The organism is Nocardia sp. NPDC059177 (assembly GCF_042755165.1).
Classification (GTDB): Bacteria; Actinomycetota; Actinomycetes; order Mycobacteriales; family Mycobacteriaceae; genus Nocardia.
Genome location: NZ_JBHZBX010000010.1, coordinates 58,087 through 75,856, shown reverse-complemented (window position 1 = coordinate 75,856; position 17,770 = coordinate 58,087). Strand labels below are relative to the sequence as shown.

16 protein-coding genes are annotated in these 17,770 nt (G+C 68.3%); 8 read left to right on the top strand and 8 right to left on the bottom strand.

Annotated elements, in window-relative coordinates:
- Positions 1 to 6: 6 nt before the first annotated feature.
- Positions 7 to 1,488 carry a hypothetical protein gene (locus ACFXK0_RS15140; RefSeq protein WP_379410812.1) on the bottom strand — a complete coding sequence of 494 codons (1,482 nt, stop codon included), beginning with the start codon at positions 1,486 to 1,488 and terminating at the stop codon, positions 7 to 9.
- A 586-nt stretch (positions 1,489 to 2,074) separates the two neighbouring features.
- Here ACFXK0_RS15140 and ACFXK0_RS15135 point away from each other — a divergent pair.
- Both ACFXK0_RS15135 and ACFXK0_RS15130 read left to right on the top strand, forming a co-directional pair.
- On the top strand, positions 2,075 to 2,761 hold the full coding sequence (locus ACFXK0_RS15135) for a histidine phosphatase family protein (RefSeq protein ID WP_379410810.1): 687 nt from the start codon (positions 2,075 to 2,077) through the stop codon (positions 2,759 to 2,761).
- A 182-nt stretch (positions 2,762 to 2,943) separates the two neighbouring features.
- Positions 2,944 to 4,380 (top strand): ATP-binding protein, encoded by a 1,437-nt coding sequence (locus ACFXK0_RS15130; RefSeq protein WP_379410809.1) that lies wholly within the window; start codon positions 2,944 to 2,946, stop codon positions 4,378 to 4,380.
- Between the two features lie 62 nt (positions 4,381 to 4,442).
- On the opposite strand, the gene ACFXK0_RS15125 is transcribed toward ACFXK0_RS15130, so the two are convergent.
- From ACFXK0_RS15125 to ACFXK0_RS15115, 3 genes are all read right to left on the bottom strand, one after another.
- Complete coding sequence (locus ACFXK0_RS15125) at positions 4,443 to 5,093, bottom strand: hypothetical protein (RefSeq protein ID WP_379410807.1); 651 nt, start codon at positions 5,091 to 5,093, stop codon at positions 4,443 to 4,445.
- 37 nt (positions 5,094 to 5,130) lie between these two features.
- A complete protein-coding gene (locus ACFXK0_RS15120; RefSeq protein ID WP_379410805.1) occupies positions 5,131 to 7,287 on the bottom strand; it encodes an elongation factor G-like protein EF-G2 in 2,157 nt (718 codons plus the stop codon).
- A 133-nt stretch (positions 7,288 to 7,420) separates the two neighbouring features.
- Complete coding sequence (locus tag ACFXK0_RS15115) at positions 7,421 to 7,822, bottom strand: NUDIX hydrolase (protein ID WP_379410804.1); 402 nt, start codon at positions 7,820 to 7,822, stop codon at positions 7,421 to 7,423.
- Here ACFXK0_RS15115 and ACFXK0_RS15110 point away from each other — a divergent pair.
- The 3 genes from ACFXK0_RS15110 to ACFXK0_RS15100 are packed head-to-tail and all read left to right on the top strand — an operon-like array spanning position 7,769 to position 10,109.
- A complete protein-coding gene (locus tag ACFXK0_RS15110) occupies positions 7,769 to 9,043 on the top strand; it encodes a protein kinase family protein (protein ID WP_379410802.1) in 1,275 nt (424 codons plus the stop codon). The genes ACFXK0_RS15115 and ACFXK0_RS15110 overlap by 54 nt on opposite strands.
- A 47-nt stretch (positions 9,044 to 9,090) precedes the next feature.
- Entirely contained in the window at positions 9,091 to 9,420 is a 330-nt protein-coding gene (locus ACFXK0_RS15105) for an ArsR/SmtB family transcription factor (protein WP_379410801.1), read from the top strand.
- Positions 9,417 to 10,109 carry a cation transporter gene (locus tag ACFXK0_RS15100; RefSeq protein ID WP_379410965.1) on the top strand — a complete coding sequence of 231 codons (693 nt, stop codon included), beginning with the start codon at positions 9,417 to 9,419 and terminating at the stop codon, positions 10,107 to 10,109. The genes ACFXK0_RS15105 and ACFXK0_RS15100 overlap by 4 nt, the downstream gene beginning before the upstream one ends.
- 10 nt (positions 10,110 to 10,119) lie before the next feature.
- Here the strand turns inward: ACFXK0_RS15100 and ACFXK0_RS15095 are convergent, their stop codons facing one another.
- Both ACFXK0_RS15095 and ACFXK0_RS15090 read right to left on the bottom strand, forming a co-directional pair.
- Positions 10,120 to 10,854 carry an alpha/beta hydrolase gene (locus ACFXK0_RS15095; protein ID WP_379410799.1) on the bottom strand — a complete coding sequence of 245 codons (735 nt, stop codon included), beginning with the start codon at positions 10,852 to 10,854 and terminating at the stop codon, positions 10,120 to 10,122.
- A 198-nt stretch (positions 10,855 to 11,052) separates the two neighbouring features.
- The gene (locus ACFXK0_RS15090; protein ID WP_379410798.1) at positions 11,053 to 11,994 is read right to left on the bottom strand and encodes an SDR family oxidoreductase; all 942 of its coding nucleotides are present in this window, start codon (positions 11,992 to 11,994) and stop codon (positions 11,053 to 11,055) included.
- A 146-nt stretch (positions 11,995 to 12,140) separates the two neighbouring features.
- Here ACFXK0_RS15090 and ACFXK0_RS15085 point away from each other — a divergent pair, with 146 nt between their 5' ends.
- From ACFXK0_RS15085 to ACFXK0_RS15075, 3 genes are all read left to right on the top strand, one after another.
- Complete coding sequence (locus ACFXK0_RS15085; protein WP_379410796.1) at positions 12,141 to 12,980, top strand: helix-turn-helix transcriptional regulator; 840 nt, start codon at positions 12,141 to 12,143, stop codon at positions 12,978 to 12,980.
- 332 nt (positions 12,981 to 13,312) lie between these two features.
- A complete protein-coding gene (locus ACFXK0_RS15080) occupies positions 13,313 to 13,972 on the top strand; it encodes a hypothetical protein (protein ID WP_379410795.1) in 660 nt (219 codons plus the stop codon).
- Positions 13,973 to 13,974: 2 nt separating this feature from the next.
- On the top strand, positions 13,975 to 15,159 hold the full coding sequence (locus tag ACFXK0_RS15075) for a PrsW family intramembrane metalloprotease (RefSeq protein WP_379410793.1): 1,185 nt from the start codon (positions 13,975 to 13,977) through the stop codon (positions 15,157 to 15,159).
- Here the strand turns inward: ACFXK0_RS15075 and ACFXK0_RS15070 are convergent.
- Positions 15,142 to 15,942 (bottom strand): crotonase/enoyl-CoA hydratase family protein, encoded by an 801-nt coding sequence (locus ACFXK0_RS15070; RefSeq protein ID WP_379410792.1) that lies wholly within the window; start codon positions 15,940 to 15,942, stop codon positions 15,142 to 15,144. The two genes, ACFXK0_RS15075 and ACFXK0_RS15070, sit on opposite strands and share 18 nt — an antisense overlap.
- A gap of 121 nt (positions 15,943 to 16,063) precedes the next feature.
- Positions 16,064 to 17,707, bottom strand: coding sequence for an ABC-F family ATP-binding cassette domain-containing protein (locus ACFXK0_RS15065; protein WP_379410790.1), 1,644 nt, complete (start codon positions 17,705 to 17,707; stop codon positions 16,064 to 16,066).
- Between the last annotated feature and the right edge of the window lie 63 nt (positions 17,708 to 17,770).

Below are 17,770 nucleotides of genomic sequence, written 5' to 3'. Positions count from 1 at the left end.
GCCCGGTCAGGGCATTGAGTTCCGCGCCGCATTTGTGAGATCCATTCGTTCCTCCCAGGTCATGTACCGATTCCGCGGCGGGCCAGGAACACCGGTCAGCGGATCAAGTCTCTCGACGTGCGCCCTGCACCACTCAAGCCACTCGATCGCCGCCGTTCGCTGCTCCTCGTCCTGGATCACCTGGACCCGAGCCGCCATCGCAACCAAGTAACGCCGGATCGCGCCTACCTCCGCCCATTGAGATGCCTGCTTTCGCAGTTCCTCGGCCTTCAGGTTCTCTTTGTGCTGGATCTCGGCGAGACGCGCCGCTTCGCGCTGACGCTCCGCCTCGGCAATCTGTCGAAGCCTGGCCGCTTCCTTCGCAGCATCACGCCGATCCGCATCCTGCTCAAGCCATTGCATGGCCTCGGGCAACAGATCCTCGACCACGATTCGCCGCTTGGAATTGTCGTTGAACTGCTGAAAGTCGCGACCCTCCAGAAGGCCGACACTGATGCCGAGCTCATCGTTGGGGACCGAGTCCCATTTCGGAATACGGTTCCAAGAGTAGCGTTTCTGCTCCTCGATCTCTTTGAGAGTGGGAACGTGAGCGACGCGGTCATGCTGCTGAATCACACTGACGGAGTAACAGTAATCGCGAATGGTGATCTTGAGATCCCCGTGCTCATAAGTTCGCTGGTATCCGTGGCGGTCGACCTCACGGCGCGGCAGCACCGTCCTGTGTCCACGGGCATCCGCCTCGGTCCCGAAGGTGTGGAGGATCCGTAGCGCACGAGGTTTGACCTGCGCGGTGCAGTTCAGACGTTTTTCAGTACGGACGCTCGCGACGACCGGGTGCCACCGAGGAATGCGGTCGCCCGCAGCAACATCGCGAGGCCACGTAGAGAGCCATTTCGGTGCGGTGATAAAGGTGAAAATCACCTCACCATCGGTATCGGTGTTCGCGACCATGAGGCGACGTCGCGCGCCGGCGAACTGGTTGGCGTTGACCAGGTCGACAAGCCTCGAAAGGTACCGCTTCCTACCCGTCGCACCCCGACGAAGTTCACCGCTCGCGGCCTCGACGTCTGCGGCCAGCTGGCGCGCCGCCGCCAGTTCCTCGTTGTCTTGCCGCTCGATCGCGGGGTCACCTGCTTCAACCGACGCCGATACCACTGTTGTGTCTGGTTTCTCAGGAAGCACTCGTGGGGACGGAACCGCGCGAGCGGTCTGACGCTCGCCGTCGGCGGAACTCGCCGTCGCCGGCCTCCGGCGTACCTGCTTGGTCACTGCCGGGAACGCCCCGTGGGCGCGATAGTATTCGCCGGTTTCGGTCAGCACAGCGCTCCAGCCACCACGCTTGGTGATCCTCACAAGTCGGCGGTTTTGCAGAGCGATCGCGGTGGTCTTGTAGGTCGAGTTCGGCCAGTCGCGCGGCGGGCAGCCGTCTGCGATCCAGTCGAGAACCTCTCGCTGACGACCATTCAACGGGGTGGCTGTGCTGACCATATGACGATTCGAGCACAGCTGCCTCCGAGTAGCCAGTGCCAAATTCACGGACTCCCCCGGCGCCGACATCTCTGGCAACGACAGCGAGACGAACCGCCGCGTGATGCTTCGTCATGCCGCTCGAACCCCTCGCCACAGGTCGCCTACCGTCGTGATACTGCCGCTCATGTGCGAGCTCGGTCTGCTGATGTAGCTCGGCCTGTGCCAGTTCGGGTGCCGAGGTGGATGGAACTCCAGGAACAGCGCCGTCCAGAATGCTGGTGGGATCGCGGAAGTAGGTCGCGTACCGCCATCTCTCGGGTGTCCGGTACAACACGAACGTGGTCGGAGTCCCCCACCTCAATCGAGCGGCCAGGCTGCCTTCGGTCATGAACGTGACCCTAACCGGCTGGTCGACCGCAGTTCCGTCGGCGGACCGCTGCTCTGCCCCGCCGACGGTCCAGGGCGCGAAAGATCCCGATCAATGGGAAGCCCCGTATTCGATTCGGGCATACAGCTGCTTCTGTGAGTCGCGACACACCCCCCCATTCCGGGAAAGGCACTCCCACCCATGCGAATCCGATCTCTTCGATTGTCCATTGCAGTCATGGCGGCTGCGGCCACCACCGCTACCACCGGCGTCGCGTCCGCCGATATCGACTTCGGAAGCTCCGGCGGCGGCGACATGGTCATCACCCTGGTGCGCCATGCCGAGTCTCTCGGTAACACTTCCGGCCTGATCGACACCAAGGTGCCCGGACCCGACCTGTCCGCACGCGGCCGGACCCAGGCCGACAATCTTGCCGTCCAGCTGGCCGGCAAGAATTACGACTGCGCCTTCGCGTCCAATATGGTGCGTACCGAGCAGACTGCGGCACCGACCGTCGCCGAGCAGGACCTGAGCCTGGGCATTCAGCCCGGTTTCCGGGAGATCGAGGCAGGCGAGTACGAGGGCACCCCGGAGGCCGATGCGCTGTCCGGGTACCTGCAGGCGCCGATCAAGTGGCTCTCCGGCGACCTGAACGCCCGGATTCCGGGCTCCATCGACGGCAACGAGTTCGACGGGCGCGTCGATCAAGCACTGCTCGATGTGCAGCGCAGTGGCTGCGTCAACCCGGTGATCTTCTCGCATGGCGGCACCATCATGTTCTGGTCGATGATGAACGCAGCCAACGCCGACAAGAACAAGCTCGGCACCGATCCGATGCGCAACGGCGGCCGCGTCGTCCTCGAGGGCAACCCACAGAAGGGCTGGACGATCGTCGAATGGGTCGGCCACCCCGGCCTGGGCTGATCCACCGTTCCGCGCCCCGGTGCCACCGACACGATCGATGGCACCGGGGCGCGATCGCATCTCAGCCAAGATCCCCATTGCGCAGTCGTGAGTCGCCCGGAGCCACCGGATCCCGTGGACCTAACACCGTAAATGTAACCGATTCGTCCGCAAATATAACCGTCGTGTGGTTACATTTGCGCATGGCGAACTTGGATGAGCTGGTGGCAGAACTCCGAACCGCTGACGGCGACCGCGTCGACGTAGAGGTCAAGTCAGCGGCCGGCGGGTTGCCGCAGTCGTTGACCAGCACATTGAGCGCCCTCGCAAACCTACCGGGTGGCGGCACCATCATCTTGGGACTGGATGAACGCACCGGCTTCCGACCAGTACCCCTGTTCGACATCCAGCGTCTGAAGCAAGGAGTGGCCACCAAAGCCCGGTCCTTCACGCCACCCGTCCGGATCGTCATCGAGGATGCGGCCGTCGACGAAAGTCCGGTCATCGTCGTGCGGGTCCACGAGTGCGACCGGTCAGCCAAACCATGCCGGGTGTCCGCCAGCGGAACGGCGTACCTGCGCAGCCATGACGGCGACTTCGCAATGTCGGGGCTCGAAGAACAAGCATTCCTGGCATCCAGACAACAGCCGTTGTTCGACCGCGCGCCGGTGGCAGGCGCAACCCGGGCGGATCTGGACGAGGACCTGGTCCGCGAGTTCCTCCGATCGGTACACGACCGCGATCCACACGGTCTGGGACGGTTCACCGACGACAATGAACTGCTCCTGCGTGCTGGTGTCGTGGATTCGGCGAATGTCCCGACGGTCGCCGGGATACTCGCGATGGGTCTGTATCCGCAGCAGTGGTTTCCGCGGTTCATGATCCAGGCCGCCGCGGAACCGTTGCCCGGAGATCTGCCCGGCAGCCGAGCACGCAACCAAACCACGATCACCGGCCCGATTCCCCGCATGCTCGACGAAGCCCTGGCATGGGCACGCCGGACGTTCGACACCACCATCGTCACCGACGACGACGGCACGGTCCGGGATCGACCGGAATTTCCGCTGGTCGCCTTCCGGGAGCTGATCGCCAACGCGCTCGTCCACCGCGACCTCGACCACTGGTCGATGGGGACGGCGGTCGAGGTCCGGTTGCGCCGTGATCGCTTGGTTATCACTAATCCCGGTGGCCTCTATGGGATCACAGTCGAGCGATTAGGGCGCGACGCGGTGACTTCCGCGCGCAACGCTCGACTCGTCGCGATCTGCCAGCACGTCCGATCCCCGGAGACCCAGGCTCGGGTCATCGAAGCTCTGGCGAGTGGACTTCCCATGGTCGCCGAGTCACTCGCGGCGGTGTCCCTTCCGCCGGCCCGCTATGCCGACGCCGGGATACGCTTCACCGCGGTCCTGTACCACGCACCGCCTGGACCGGCCGCCATTGTGAGCCTGAACCTGACCGAGCAGCGAATCTACGACGCACTGGCCGCAGGGCCACACAGCGTCACCGAACTCGAAACCAGGCTCGGCCTGTCCGGGCCGAACATCCGCAAGGCACTGCGAAGCCTGCGAACTGCCGGCCTCGTCGAACAAGAGGGCGGTCGCGGGAAGCCGACGACCTATCACCGCAACGCATCCTGATCGCCGCCGCGACGTGATTCTCTATCGGAGCCGAACTTGCCGAAGCCGTGGCGAATCGATTTCTAGGAGGTCGTGGTCCACGTCCGTGTGGGTGCTTCGCGGGTGGCGCAGGTGCCTGCGGGGAGGTCCAGGACGGACTGGAGGGTCGGGTCTTCGTCGATGGCGTGCCACAGGTGGCCGGTTTTGGTGGCGGGGCCGGGGTCGGACGGGCCGGTCAGGTGCCAGCAGCCGGTTTCGTCGTGGGCGACGTGCAGGATCGGTTCCTGTTGTTCGAAGACCTGGGAGGTCTGGACGCACTGCGTGCCGACGACCCAGTGGCGCATCCACCAGGCGCGGGGGTCCCGTTCCATCACCCGGTCGACCACCCACCAGATGAACGGCAGGTCTTCGTGCGCGCGTGCCTGGCCGGCGGTCAGGTCCGGGCCACCCTGTGGCACCTGCTCGAAGGGGTCGTCGACGAGGGCGTAGGCGTGGGAGCCCTGGTGGGGGAAGACCACGGCGTGGAAGGTCGCGCCGCCGGGGTTGCCCGCGCCGATGCCGATGGTGATGCGGCCCGCGTGCGGATCGGAGCCGGTGGTCCAGCCCAGCGCGTAGGACGCCAGTTCGCCTTGCGGCCCGACGAATTCGCCGAAAGCCCGCCGATCCATGCCGGTCGCGTCCGCCGTCGGCACTTCGCTCATTCGGCCGGGAATCACCTGCGCATCCGTGTTCACCCGGGGATCGTAGCCACTCTCGCTGTCGCCCGGCGATTCAGGCGGGGGCCTCGGCGCCTTCCTTGCGTGCCCGTTGCGCGGCGGCGGCAGGCATCGGCTCGTGGCGCAGGTACTCGCGGGTGAACGATCCCGCGCCGTGGGTGAGTGACCTCAGGTCGACGACATACCCGCTCAGTTCGAGTTCGGGGACCTCGGCGCGGATGTGGGTGCGGCCGGTCTCGGCCGGTTCGGTGCCGAGGATGCGGCCGCGCCGGGTGGACAGGTCGCCCAGGACGGCGCCCAGGTGCTCGTCGGGCACGGTGACCCGCACCGCGGCGACCGGCTCGAGCAGCCGGGTGCCGGACGTGTCGGCCGCATCGCGCAGGGCGAGGGCTCCTGCGGTCTGGAAGGCGGCGTCGGAGGAGTCCACCGAGTGCGCTTTTCCCTCCAGCAGGGTCACCCGCACATCCACCAGCGGATACCCGGGTGTGACCCCGCGCGCGGCCTGCGCCCTCGCTCCCTTCTCCACCGATCCGATGAACTGGCGCGGCACCACGCCACCGACCACCCGGTCGACGAACTCGAATCCTGTCCCCTGCGGCAGCGGTTCCACCTGGACCCGGCACACCGCGTACTGCCCGTGCCCGCCGGACTGCTTCACCAGCCTGCCGTTGCCCTCGGCCGGCGCGGCCAGGGTCTCCCGCAGCGCCACCCGGAACGGTTCGACGTCCACGCGCACCCCGAACCGCCCGCGCAACCGTTCCAGCGCGACCTCCCGGTGCGCCTCCCCCAGACACCACAGCACCAGCTGATGGGTGTGTTCGTTGTTCTCCAGCCGCAGTGTCGGATCCTCGGCGACGAGCCGGGTCAGGCTCTGCGAGAGCTTGTCCTCGTCGGCCTTCCCCTGCGCCCGGATGGCCACGGGCAGTAGCGGTTCCGGCAGTTGCCACGGCTCGATCAGCAGGGGCTGCCCGGTGCTCGACAGCGTGTCGCCGGTTTCCGCGTGGCCGAGTTTGCTCACGAACGCGATATCGCCGGCGACGGCCTCGCTCAGGGTCCGCTGCTGTTTGCCCAACGGTGCGCTGACCCCGCCGACCCGGTCGTCGGCATCGTGTTCGGGTCCGCAGACGTGGACGGTGTCCTCGCTGTGCAGCGTGCCGGAGAACACCCGCACCAGCGATATCCGGCCCACGTACTGGTCCGACGAGGTCCGGATGACCTCTGCGGCGAGTTCGCCCGCCGGATCGCAGCGCAGCGCGGTGGGTGTGGCGCCGTTGCCGCGCGACACGGCCGAGAGCGGGTGTTCGAGCGGTGTCGGGAACCCGCCCGTGATCAGTTCCAGCAGTTCGAGCGTGCCGAGGCCCTGCTCGGCGTCCTCGGGCGCCGGGGCCGCGAACAGCACCGGATGGAAGCTGCCACGCGCGACGGCGCGTTCCAGGTCATCGACCAGGGTGTCGAGTTCGACGGGTTCGCCGTCGAGGTACCGGTCCATCAGCGTTTCGTCTTCGCTCTCGGCGATGATCGCCTCGATCAACCGATCGCGGGCCGGGTCGAGCTCGGTGAGCTGTTCGGCGGACGGTTCGGTGCGCTCGCGTTTCCCGCTGCGGTAGTCGGCGACCCGGCGCTCGAGCAGTTCCAGTAGTCCGATCGCTGGCCGGTGCCCGTCGGGGTTCTTGGGCCCGTAGACCGGCAGGTGCAGGGGCAGCACGGTATCGCTCGCTCCGTCGGCCAGCAGCGCCTGACAGGTCTGTATCAGGTCCTCATAGTCCGCCCGTGCGGTGTCCAGATGTGTCATCACGATGGCCCGCGGCAGCCCCACCCGCGCGCATTCGGCCCACAGTTCCCGCGTCGCCCCCGCCACACCCTCGACACCGTCGGCCGCCGACACCAGGAACAGTGCCGCGTCCGCCGCCCGCAACCCGGCCCGCAGTTCGCCGACGAAATCCGGGCAGCCCGGCGTATCGATCAGATTGATCTTCACCCCGCCCCACAGCACCGGGACCACCGACACCTGCACCGACCTGTGCTGTCGCCGTTCGACCTCGTCGTAGTCCGACAGCGATGTCCCGTCCTCCACCCGCCCGGCCCGGTTCACCGTCCCGGTCGCCAACGCCAGCGCCTCCACCAGCGTCGTCTTCCCCGCCCCGCTGCTACCGACCAACGCAACATTCCGGATACTCTCCGGTCGCTGCGCCCCGTTCGTCCGGTCCACCATGTCGCACGCTCCCTCGGGTTGGGGCTTCGGCTCCTTCGAGCTTCCCACCGCAGGCAGGGGCACGTCCACGGTTTCGCACCGATCGATGCCGCGACCCAGCACGAGTGGCCGATCGGGCAGGTGTCCGCAGCGTTCAGTGCTGGACCAGACCGCCGACCGGAGTGGACGTGATGTGACCGGTTGCCGGCAGGGTCTGGGCCAGTGCCAGGCCGTGATCGACAAGTGATGCTCGGCGCAGAGTCGCCACCTCGCCGATCGGCGTCCAGGTCGGCTCGACAGTCGCCCCGTTCGGTTCAGCTCGCAGCCGACCGCCGGTGATGCGCACGCGGTAGAAGATCCCGACATTCTGATGCTCGACTCCCGAGTGGGCCATGGCCGCGGGGATCACCCTCGAATCCACACCCAGCAAGCGTTCGACAACGCCGTCGTAGCCGGTCTCTTCGGAGAACTCCCGGGTCACCGCATCGTAGGGATCCTCCGCATGCTCGACCCCACCGCCGGGAAGTGTCCAGTTCGTCTCACCGCACGCGGCCACGTGACGGGCGAGCAGCACCCGGCCCTGTTCAAGGCATACGGCGTAGGCCGCGATCCGGAAACTCACCCGCTGAGCCTAACCCGCCGACTGGGTTCAGATCTCCATGTACAGTGGCGGGCCCGTATCGCGGAGAGGTTGAACCTGGTGAAGGTGTTCGATGCGGCGCGGGGTGCGCGAATGGCCAACTACAGCGCCGTCTCCACCGCGCTGGCGCTGTGCAGTGATCGTGAGCTGCGGGAGCTGGTGGCGGGGGCGGTGCCGTTGGGTTCCGGGATCGGGGGGACTTCGGCGTTGCTGGAGGTGGATCGGCGGCCGGTGTTCGTCAAGTGGGTGGCGTTGACCGATCTGGAGCGGATGCCGGATAACGTGCGGTCCACCGCGAACCTTTTCGGGCTGCCTGCTTTTTGTCATCCCGGGCTCGGTGTTCCCGGATGCCCGGGGTGGGGTGCCTGGCGGGAGCTGGCTGTGCACACCATGACGACGAATTGGGTGCTCGCGCAAGAGTATGCGGGCTTTCCGCTGATGTATCACTGGCGGGTGCTGCCGCATGCCGGGCAGGCGCTGCCCGCGGAATTGGCCGACGTGGACGGCGTTGTCGCCTACTGGGGTGGCGGATCGCAGGTGCGGCACCGGATGGAGGCGTTGCGGGACTGTTCGGCGAGTATCGCGCTGTTCCTGGAGTACATCCCGCAGAACCTGCACGACTGGCTGGATGTTCAGGTCACGGCCGACGAGGAGACGGCGGTGCGGGCCTGTGCCATGGTGACGAAGGAGCTCGAGGCCGGGATCTCGTTCATGAACGCCCGCGGGCTCCTGCATTTCGACGGTCACTTCCAGAACATTCTCACCGACGGTGAGCGGCTGTTCTTCACCGATTACGGTCTCGCGATCTCCGACCGGTTCGACCTGTCGACCGAGGAGGCCGGCTTCTTCGCCGCACATCAGAGCTATGACCGCTGCTACACGATCACCCACCTGGTGCAGTGGCTCGTCACCGCGCTGTACGGGTTCGGGGGCGACGAGCGCATCGCGTTCGTGCGCGCCTGCGCCCGGGGGGAACCGCCGACGGGAATCCCGGCGCCGATCGCGGCGATCCTGCTCCGCCACGCCGAAATCGCCGCGGTGATGACCGACTACTACCGCGAGTTCCGTTTCGAGAGCAGGCAGACACCGTTTCCCCTGGCGACGATCCGCGAGATCGGCGGGCCGCGCTCGTTCTGATGGATCCATCGGTTTCTGAATACAGATTTACATGTACTATCTGAATCATGGCGACCGCTCTGCACACCGACGCACTGGCCCGATTCGGGCACGCGCTGTCCGATACCACCCGCACGCGCGTGCTGCTCGAACTGCGCGACGGCGGTGCTTATCCCGCTGAGCTGGCCGACAAGATCGGCGTTTCCCGCCAGATCCTGTCGAACCATCTGGCCTGCCTGCGTGGCTGTGGGCTGGTCGTCGCCATACCGGAAGGCCGGCGCTCCCGCTACGAGCTCGCCGACCGGCGCATCGCCGCCGCGCTGGGCGACCTGCTGGGCCTGGTACTCGCGGTCGACCCGGCCTGCTGCCCCGCCGCCGACGCCGAGGGGTGCTGCTGATGACCTCCCTCGGCATGCCGTCGACGACCTCACGCGGGCTGGACCCGGCCCGGAAAGCCTTGCTGGCACGGCGGATTCGCTGGTTCGTCGCCCTGACGATCTCCTACAACGTGCTCGAGGCGATCATCGCGCTCACCGAGGGCACCCGGGTGTCGTCCACCGCGTTGATCGGGTTCGGCCTCGATTCGGTGATCGAGGTGTCCTCCGCGGCCGCGGTCGCCTGGCAGTTCGCCGGCCGCGATCCCGAGCAGCGGGAGCGGATCGCGCTGCGGATCATCGCGTTCTCGTTCTTCGCCCTCGCCGGCTACGTCACCGTCGATGCCGTTCGGTCCCTGCTCGGCATCGGCGAAGCCCAGCATTCCCCGGTCGGCATCGCGCTGGCCGCCGCCAGCCTGGTCATCATGCCAGTGCTGTCGGCGGCGCAGCGCCGCGCGGGCAAAGAACTCGGATCCGCCTCGGCGGTCGCCGATTCCAAGCAGACCCTGCTCTGCACCTACCTCTCGGCGGTGCTGCTGGTGGGCTTGCTGCTCAACAGCTTGCTCGGCTGGTCGTGGGCCGACCCGATCGCCGCGCTGGTGATCGCCGTGATCGCGGTCAAGGAAGGGCGCAATGCCTGGCAGGGCGATACCTGTTGCCCGGCGCCCGTCGCCCGGGGCGCGGACACCTGCTGCGACAGCACCGGGACCTGACCCACCGGTCTCACCTCATATGCCGGGCGAGAAACCGGCCCGCCGCCTCACCCGCGTGCTGCGGGACGCCGGTGTGCCCGCCCATATTGGCGTTCAGCGTCTTCTCCGTGGAGCCGAACGCGTCGAACAGGTCCAAGGCCATTTGCCGATCGTTTCCCTCGTCGTCCCATTGCAGCAGGACATACAGCGGAATGGTGACCTGCCTGGCCTCTTCGATAATGGCGCGTGGCACGTAGCTTCCCGCGAACAGGACGGCAGCGGCGATGCGCGGCTCGACCACCGCCAGCCGGGTGCCGATGGAGATCACGCCACCCGAATAGCCGACCGGCCCGCCGATCCCGGGCAGCGCGAGGAGCGCATCCAGGGCGGCCTGCCATTCCGGGACCGCCTTGTCGACCAGCGGGAGGATGAGCCGGTCGACGATCCCGTCGTCGACCGGCTCACCGGCCGCCAGCGCCCGGCGCAGGTCGGCGACGGCCTGATCGGCGGCCGCCGAACGGGGCCGGTCACCGCTCCACGGGAGCTCGATGGTGGCCACGGCGTAGCCCTCCGCCACGATGTGCCGGGCCCGGTCGAGCAGGCGCGGGTAGGCCGTGCGCAGCCCGAGGGGCGGGGGGCCGAGCAGGATCAGCGGCAAAGGTTCGGCTGTGGATCCGGGCGTCCACAGGATGCCGGGGATCTCGCCGAGGGTGAATTCGCGCTCGCGGATATCGTCGTCGAGGCGCTGTTCAGTGGTGAATTGCATGGTCGTGCCTTTCGGGAGTGCTGTCGAACAGCGCTCCCGGGCGACCTATCGCCCGACCGAGACCCCAGCGGAGAGCGCCCATGTCGATACTGCGTTCACGGGTACCACCTCCTCGGTCTCTTGCACGGCCCCCGCACGGTAACAGCGGCCGACACGGTTCGCCAACAGGTTTTCCGGTGGTCGCTGCTCGCCTCCGCCTTATTCCGGGATGCGGACGCCGGTGCGGTCTTCGGAGATCTGCCAGATGCACTGGGCATCTTCGGGGCTGCGCAGGCGGCTGTAGAGCTTCTGTTCGGCGGGTGGGCCGCCGAAGTGGCCGGGGCCGTTGGGGCCGTAGAAGCGTGCGGTGTGGGCGTCGGGGGAGGTGGCGGCGTAGAGGGCGGGGAGTGCGGCCGAGTCGACGGTGCCGACGATGAGGCCGCGGGCGGAGAACCACCGGATGAGTTTCACGCCGAGGGTGTCCGCGCTGCGGCCGACTTCGGGGCGGGCCGCGAGGAGGTTGGTCGGCGCGACGCCGGGGTGGGACAGGTTGCTGGTGATTCCCCAGCCCTGTGCGCGGCTGCGGCGGGCGAGTTCGAGGCCGAACAGGCCGAAGGCGATCTTGGACTGGCTGTAGGCGTGCATGCCGTTGTAGGAGCGTTCCCAGTTCAGGTCGTCCCAGTTGATCCCGTTCTGGTTGGCCGCGACGCTGACCTGCGAGGTGACGCGGGCGTTGCCTGCGCGCAGCAGCGGCAGCAGCTGCCCGACGAGGGCGAAGTGGCCGAGGTGGTTGGTGCCGAATTGCAGTTCGAAACCGTCGGCGGTGAGCTGCCGGTCCGGCGGGGTCATCACGCCGGCATTGTTGATCAGCAGGTTGATCGGCGTGCCCTCCTCGCGCAGGGTCTTGCCCAGGGCCGCGACCGAGGCGAGCGAGGACAGGTCGAGTTCGCGCAGCGACACCTGCGCTCCGGGGGTGAGCGTCCGGATCTGGGTGAGCGCCGCTTCGCCCTTGCGCTGATTACGCACGGGCAGCACCACTTCGGCACCGGCGGCGGCCAGGCGAGAGGCGATGCCGACTCCCATGCCGTCGCTGGCGCCGGTGACCACCGCGCGGGTGCCGGTGAGATCGGGGACGGTGATGTCGGGTTGCCTGCGTGCCATGTCGCTGCTCCTTGTTCGTCGCGTGTGTGCGGCTCGATATCCACGATGGCCGGGTCACGATGCGGCATCCAGGGACTATCGATCCGTGGCTACCGTCCGGCCTGCACGGTAGAACCGAAACCGGGGCGCGGAAGGAAGAAACTCCGATGGTCGATCGCGCAGGGCTGGCCGGGTTCCTGCGGCAGCGCCGGGAATCGCTGCAACCCGAGGACGTCGGGTTGCCGCGGGGGCGGCGACGCCGGACGAGCGGGTTGCGGCGGGAGGAAGTGGCCGCGCTCTGCCACATGTCGACCGACTATTTCGCGCGGCTCGAGCAGGAACGGGGGCCGCAGCCCTCGGAGCAGATGATCGCCTCGATCGCGCAGGGCCTGCACCTGTCCCTCGACGAACGCGACCACCTGTTCCGCCTCGCCGGACACACCCCACCGGCACGCGGCGCGCTCAGCGACCACATCAGCCCCGGGTTGCTGCGCATCCTCGACCGGCTCCAGGACACACCAGCCGAAATCGTCACCGAACTCGGCGAGACACTGCGCCAGACCCCGCTCGGCCGAGCTCTCACCGGCGACACCACCCGCTTCACCGGACCCGCCCGCAGCATCGGCTATCGGTGGTTCACCGACCCCGCCGAACGCGACCGCTACGCCCCCGAGGACCACGCGTTGCTGTCGCGGATGTTCGTCTCCGGGCTCCGCGAGGTGGCCACCCGCCGCGGCCCCGATTCCCGCGCGACCCACTACGCCGATCTCCTGCTGGCCGGCTCCGCCGAGTTCCGCGCCCTCTGGCACACCCACGAGATCGGCGTCCACCCGCACGAGGTGAAGCACTTCCGCCACCCCGAGGTCGGCGCCCTCGAGCTGAACTGCCACACCCTGCTCGACCCCGCCCAGTCGCACCTGCTGCTCGTCTACACCGCGACCCCCGGCACCGACAGCTACGAGAAATTGCAGCTGCTCGCAGTGGTCGGCGCCGACATGCTGCGCTGACCGCGGACCGGAATTCCCGGAAGTGTCCGCCGAAGTATTGACAGCTGGCGAATTCGGAGCACACTGGACATACACCGGATTTTTGGAAGAGAACCACGTGGTCGGTAGAGACGTCGATTGATCACAGTGACGTATTTCAGGAATCTGGCCAGGCCCCCGGCAAGCCAGTCGAATACCGGAGCTGTCAGCGACGACTGAAGCTCATGGAATCGATGGAGACTACCGGGGACTGTTCTGTGTAGGGGGCGACAACACCCGACACGGCCGATGTCCCTGGATCCGGCCGGTCAGTGGCTACATTCGAGTGACTCACCGAATTTCGGAGGTCGCTCATGCCGGATCCAGCTCAGGTCGACCACACGGCGGTCCCGGAATTCTCACCTGGTGACCGGTGGGTGCCGGTCGATCGGCGGTGGCTGGGACTGGACAGATCCACGATCTGGCCCGCGCTCGTGGTGGTCGCGGTGGCTGCGATGATGGGCACCGTCGCACCGGCGATCAACGACGCGGTGCCGTATGACGATCGGGTGCGGCCCGGCGACGTACTGGTGCTCAAGGGCGGTGTCGAGTTCGTGCCCACTCCGGGGTGGGGAATCACCGAGGGCGTCCGGGCCACCGACCCACCGACCGGCTCGTTTCCGGCGCAGGCGGTCGTCGTGGACGGACCGACCCGATTCGCGGTCCGCACCGGCGAGTTCGCCGGCACCGCCGAAGAGCTGCTCACCCAGATCGAGAAGAACGACGAACTGCTCACCAGCCCCGAGAGTTTGCGTGCGACCGGCGACCCGCAGCCGATCACCACCCGCGACGGTACCCGCGGATTGATCGTGCACTACTCCAGCGCTGATACCGACGGCGCGCTCGCGGCGTTCGTCATCGACGGCCACGGCGTCCAGGTGGTCGCCACCGGTCCGATCGATTCCCCGCCGCAGGCCGCGACCGATGTCGCCGCCATGCTGACCAGTGTGGCCGCCGACCGCGAAGGGCAGTGACGATGGGTACCGATCTGACGACCCGGCGGGCGCGTGCGGTGCGGGATTCCGGCTGGGGCAACCGGTTCACCTTCTACCAGCCCCGCAACCTCGCGTTCTGGGTGTACACGGCACTGGTGACGGCCGGGCTGCTGCACTTCGTCACCATGCTGACCGATCGCTCACCGGTCTATGCACCCGCGCTGACGGTCGCGATCGCGGCCTTCACCCTCTACGGCGCCCTGTTCTGGTGGTTCACCCACCGCCTCGACCGCTACGCCCGCCAACCCGTCGGCATCGCGGTCGCGGCCTTCGCCTGGGGCGGATTCGCCGCCACCTGGGTGATGGCCGCCGACGCCAACGACGCCCTGCGCGCCCTCTACGCCAAGGCGTTCGGCCAGCGCTGGGCGCTGGACTGGAGCGCGGGGCTGGTCGCGCCCTTCACCGAGGAGATCGCCAAGGGCGTCGGTCTGCTGCTGCTGATCACCCTGGCACCGCGACTCGTCCGCACCGCCTTCGACGGTTTCGTGCTCGGCGCCTATCTCGGTCTGGGCTTCCAGATCATCGAAGACATCGCCTATGCGATGAACTCGGCCGCCACCCAGTTCGGCACCAATCAGATCGGCGCCGAAGCCTCGACGATCTGGTTGCGGATGGTGGTCGGGGTCGCTGCCCACATCCTCTACAGCGCGATCTTCTGCGCCGGGTTGGTCTATCTGCTCGGCCGTCCCGCCGAACCGCGCCGGATCGGACGCGGGCTGGCGTTGATGGTGACGGCGATGGTGCTGCACGGCCTGTGGGATTCGCTGGGTGCGATTCTCGGCGGCAACGGCGTGCTGCTGATGATCGGCTGGGTGGTGCTGATCGCTGTCGCCCTGATTGTCGTGGTGAAAGTTTTCGACAGCACGGTCGGCCGGGAACGGGACTTCCTGCGCGACATCCTGGCCCCCGAGGTCGACGGCGGGGCGCTGACCGACGCCGAGCTCGACGCGGTCTGTGGTGACCGGCGGGCCCGGCGGGCCTGGCGCAAGGCGGGCGGTGGACGCGCGGAGCGCCGCAACCGGGGATTCGTCCTCGAAGCGGCCACCGACCTGGCCGATGAGATCGCCGCGGCGGACGCGCGAGACACTCCCCAGGTGGGTTTCGCGCGCAGCGAACTGATCCGGGTGCGAGAGCACCGCCCACCGATCTCACGGGATGCCCGGTGAACCCGGTCCTTCCGTCGTGAAGTCGCCGTGCCTGCCCGCGCCCGCGGCGAAGCGGGCTGCGCCGGCGACGGTGTCGGACAGCGCTGAGGTCATGCCGTGGGTGAATTCGTTGGCCATGGCCTCGGTTTCGGTCAGGCCCGCTTGTTCGAGGGCTGACAGGCGGTCTTCGCGCAGGCAGGTTTGCGGGAATCGGGTGAGGTCGTTGGCGAGTTCGCGGGCCGCCGCCAGGGCTTGGCCGCGCGGGGCGACGCGGTTGACCAAGCCCATGCGATGGGCCTCGGCGGCGTCTACGGGGCGGCCGGTGAGGATCAGGTCCATGGCGTGGCTCTCGCCGATGAGACGGGGTAGGCGGACGGTTCCGCCGTCGATCAGCGGGACGCCCCAGCGACGGCAGAACACACCGAGCACGGCGTCCTCGTCGGCCACACGCAGGTCGGCCCAGATGGCCAGTTCCAGCCCGCCCGCGACCGCGTAACCGGAGATGGCGGCGATGACCGGTTTGCTCAGCCGCATCCGGGTCGGCCCCATCGGACCGTCGCCGTCGACCTCGGCGACATTGCCGCGCTCGGTGCCGATCGCCTTGAGATCGGCTCCCGCGCAAAAGGTTTCACCGACCCCGTACAGGATCGCGACCGCGGCCGCCGGGTCGGCGTCGAAGTCGCGGAAGGCGGCGGCCAGCGCGGCGGCGGTCGGACCGTCGACCGCGTTGCGCGCCGCGGGCCGGTTGATGCCGATGAGGACGACCGGGCCGTCGCGCTCGACGAGAACAGTGGGGGTGGTCATCTCCGGATGGAACAGCCCGGCCGGACCGTTGTCAACCGCTGTTCGGCGCGGTCCTCGAGCTGAGGGTGACGATCCGCGCACGCGGGGAACGGCGGGTTCGGCCCACCGTTCCCCCCGGTGCTCAGTGCCGTGCCGGTGCCGGTGCCCGCAGCTCCAGGCACGGCCAGTGGCCGAGGTCGCGGCGTAGTTGGCGGTCGTGGGTCGCTACGACGACGGCGGCTTCGGTGGCGTGCAGGGCCTCGGTGAGCTCGTCGACCAGGGTGAGCGAGAGATGGTTGGTCGGCTCGTCGAGGAGCAGGGCGTGCGGGCGGGCGGCCACGGCGCAGGCGAGATCGAGGCGGCGCTGCTGGCCCATCGACAGCTCACCGATCGGCTTGTTCGCCTCGTGCGAGGTCAGCAGGCCGAGGCTGGACAGGCCGACGATCTCGTTCTCGGCGAGCAGCCCGGCGGTGACCAGCTCGGCGATCCGGTGCTCGTAGACCTCACGCGCCCGGCAGCGCAGCGGCCACCGGGATTCCTGCCCGAGCAGGTGGACGCGGGCTTTGCGGGCCCGGTGCAGCTGCCCGGTCGACGGGGTGAGGGTGCCGGTCAGCACGCTCAGCAGCGTCGATTTGCCGGTCCCGTTGGCACCGCTGAGCACCAGGCGCTCCCCCGAGTCCAGGGACAGGTCGACCGGTGCGGTCAACCGCCCGGCGACGGTCACGTTCTCGGCCCGCATCAGTGTCACTCCCACCCGTGCGGGCAGCGCGGGCATGCTGAATCGCTGCGGCGGCGTGGGCGCGGTGACGCTGTGCCGGTCCAGTTCGTCCTGCCGGCGATGCACGGCCCGCGCCAATGATCCCGCGCGCGTGGCCCGCTGGTGTTTGCCGGTACCCTTGTCCGGCCGCCAGCCGGTGACCAGGCGGTTCTGGGCCGCCGAGAGGTCCTGCGCCAGCTTGGCGCGCTCGCCGCGCTGCTGTTCGTATTCCTCGGCCCAGCGTTCCCGCTCGGCGCGGCGGCCGTCGCGATAGCCGGCGTAGCCGCCACCGTAGACGCGCGGCCGCCCGTCCCGGGTCGGGTCCAGGTCGAGGAACGATTGCGCCACATCGGTGAGCAACGCGCGGTCGTGGCTCACGACGACGACCCCGCCGGCGAACTCCCGCAGCCGCGCGGTCAGGAAGTCGAGCGCGGCGCGGTCGAGGTGATTGGTCGGCTCGTCGAGCAGCAGGAAGTCGTCCCCGGCGGCCAGCAGCACCGCAAGGCGCACGCGATAACGCTGGCCGACCGAGAGTGTGGCCAGCGGCCGGTCCCGGTCGGTGACGGCGCCGAGTCCTGCCAGGGCGATGTCGACCCGGCGGTCGGCGTCCCAGGCGTCGAGCAGCTGGGCCAGGTCGAGTGCCTCGCTGTAGTCCTGGTCGGCGCCGGGGCTGCCCTCGGCCAGTGCGGCGGTGGCCGCGTCGAGGCGCCGCATCGCCGCGCGGGCGGCGGCGAGGTGCTCGTCGACGACCGCGCCGACGGTGCGGTCGTCGTGGTCGGGCATCTCCTGGGTGGCCAGGGCCAGCGTGCCGACACGCTGCACGGTGCCGTCGTCGGGGGTGAGCAGCCCGGCGAGCACGTGCAGCAGCGTGGATTTGCCGCGTCCGTTCTCGCCGACGATCCCCCACCGGGATCCCGGTGAGACGGTCAGGTCGACACCGTCGAGGACGGTGCGTTCGCCGCGCTGGACGCGGATGCTGGAACAGGTCAGCTGAGCCCGGGCGCGGGCAGGCCGAATTGGGTTGGTCATGGTCTTCCTCCGGGCACAGCTCACCCCCGCGAAAGGGGGAGGTGCCGTGTTCGATGAGTGCGC

Bases quoted from the DNA above. Each gene is read 5' to 3' on its own strand.
- ACFXK0_RS15140 (WP_379410812.1), bottom strand. From the start codon at position 1,488: ATGGTCAGCACAGCCACCCCGTTGAATGGTCGTCAGCGAGAGGTTCTC.
- ACFXK0_RS15135 (WP_379410810.1), top strand. From the start codon at position 2,075: ATGGCGGCTGCGGCCACCACCGCTACCACCGGCGTCGCGTCCGCCGAT.
- ACFXK0_RS15130 (WP_379410809.1), top strand. From the start codon at position 2,944: ATGGCGAACTTGGATGAGCTGGTGGCAGAACTCCGAACCGCTGACGGC.
- ACFXK0_RS15120 (WP_379410805.1), bottom strand. From the start codon at position 7,287: ATGGTGGACCGGACGAACGGGGCGCAGCGACCGGAGAGTATCCGGAAT.
- ACFXK0_RS15110 (WP_379410802.1), top strand. From the start codon at position 7,769: ATGCTCGACCCCACCGCCGGGAAGTGTCCAGTTCGTCTCACCGCACGC.
- ACFXK0_RS15105 (WP_379410801.1), top strand. From the start codon at position 9,091: ATGGCGACCGCTCTGCACACCGACGCACTGGCCCGATTCGGGCACGCG.
- ACFXK0_RS15095 (WP_379410799.1), bottom strand. From the start codon at position 10,854: ATGCAATTCACCACTGAACAGCGCCTCGACGACGATATCCGCGAGCGC.
- ACFXK0_RS15090 (WP_379410798.1), bottom strand. From the start codon at position 11,994: ATGGCACGCAGGCAACCCGACATCACCGTCCCCGATCTCACCGGCACC.
- ACFXK0_RS15085 (WP_379410796.1), top strand. From the start codon at position 12,141: ATGGTCGATCGCGCAGGGCTGGCCGGGTTCCTGCGGCAGCGCCGGGAA.
- ACFXK0_RS15080 (WP_379410795.1), top strand. From the start codon at position 13,313: ATGCCGGATCCAGCTCAGGTCGACCACACGGCGGTCCCGGAATTCTCA.
- ACFXK0_RS15075 (WP_379410793.1), top strand. From the start codon at position 13,975: ATGGGTACCGATCTGACGACCCGGCGGGCGCGTGCGGTGCGGGATTCC.
- ACFXK0_RS15070 (WP_379410792.1), bottom strand. From the start codon at position 15,942: ATGACCACCCCCACTGTTCTCGTCGAGCGCGACGGCCCGGTCGTCCTC.
- ACFXK0_RS15065 (WP_379410790.1), bottom strand. From the start codon at position 17,707: ATGACCAACCCAATTCGGCCTGCCCGCGCCCGGGCTCAGCTGACCTGT.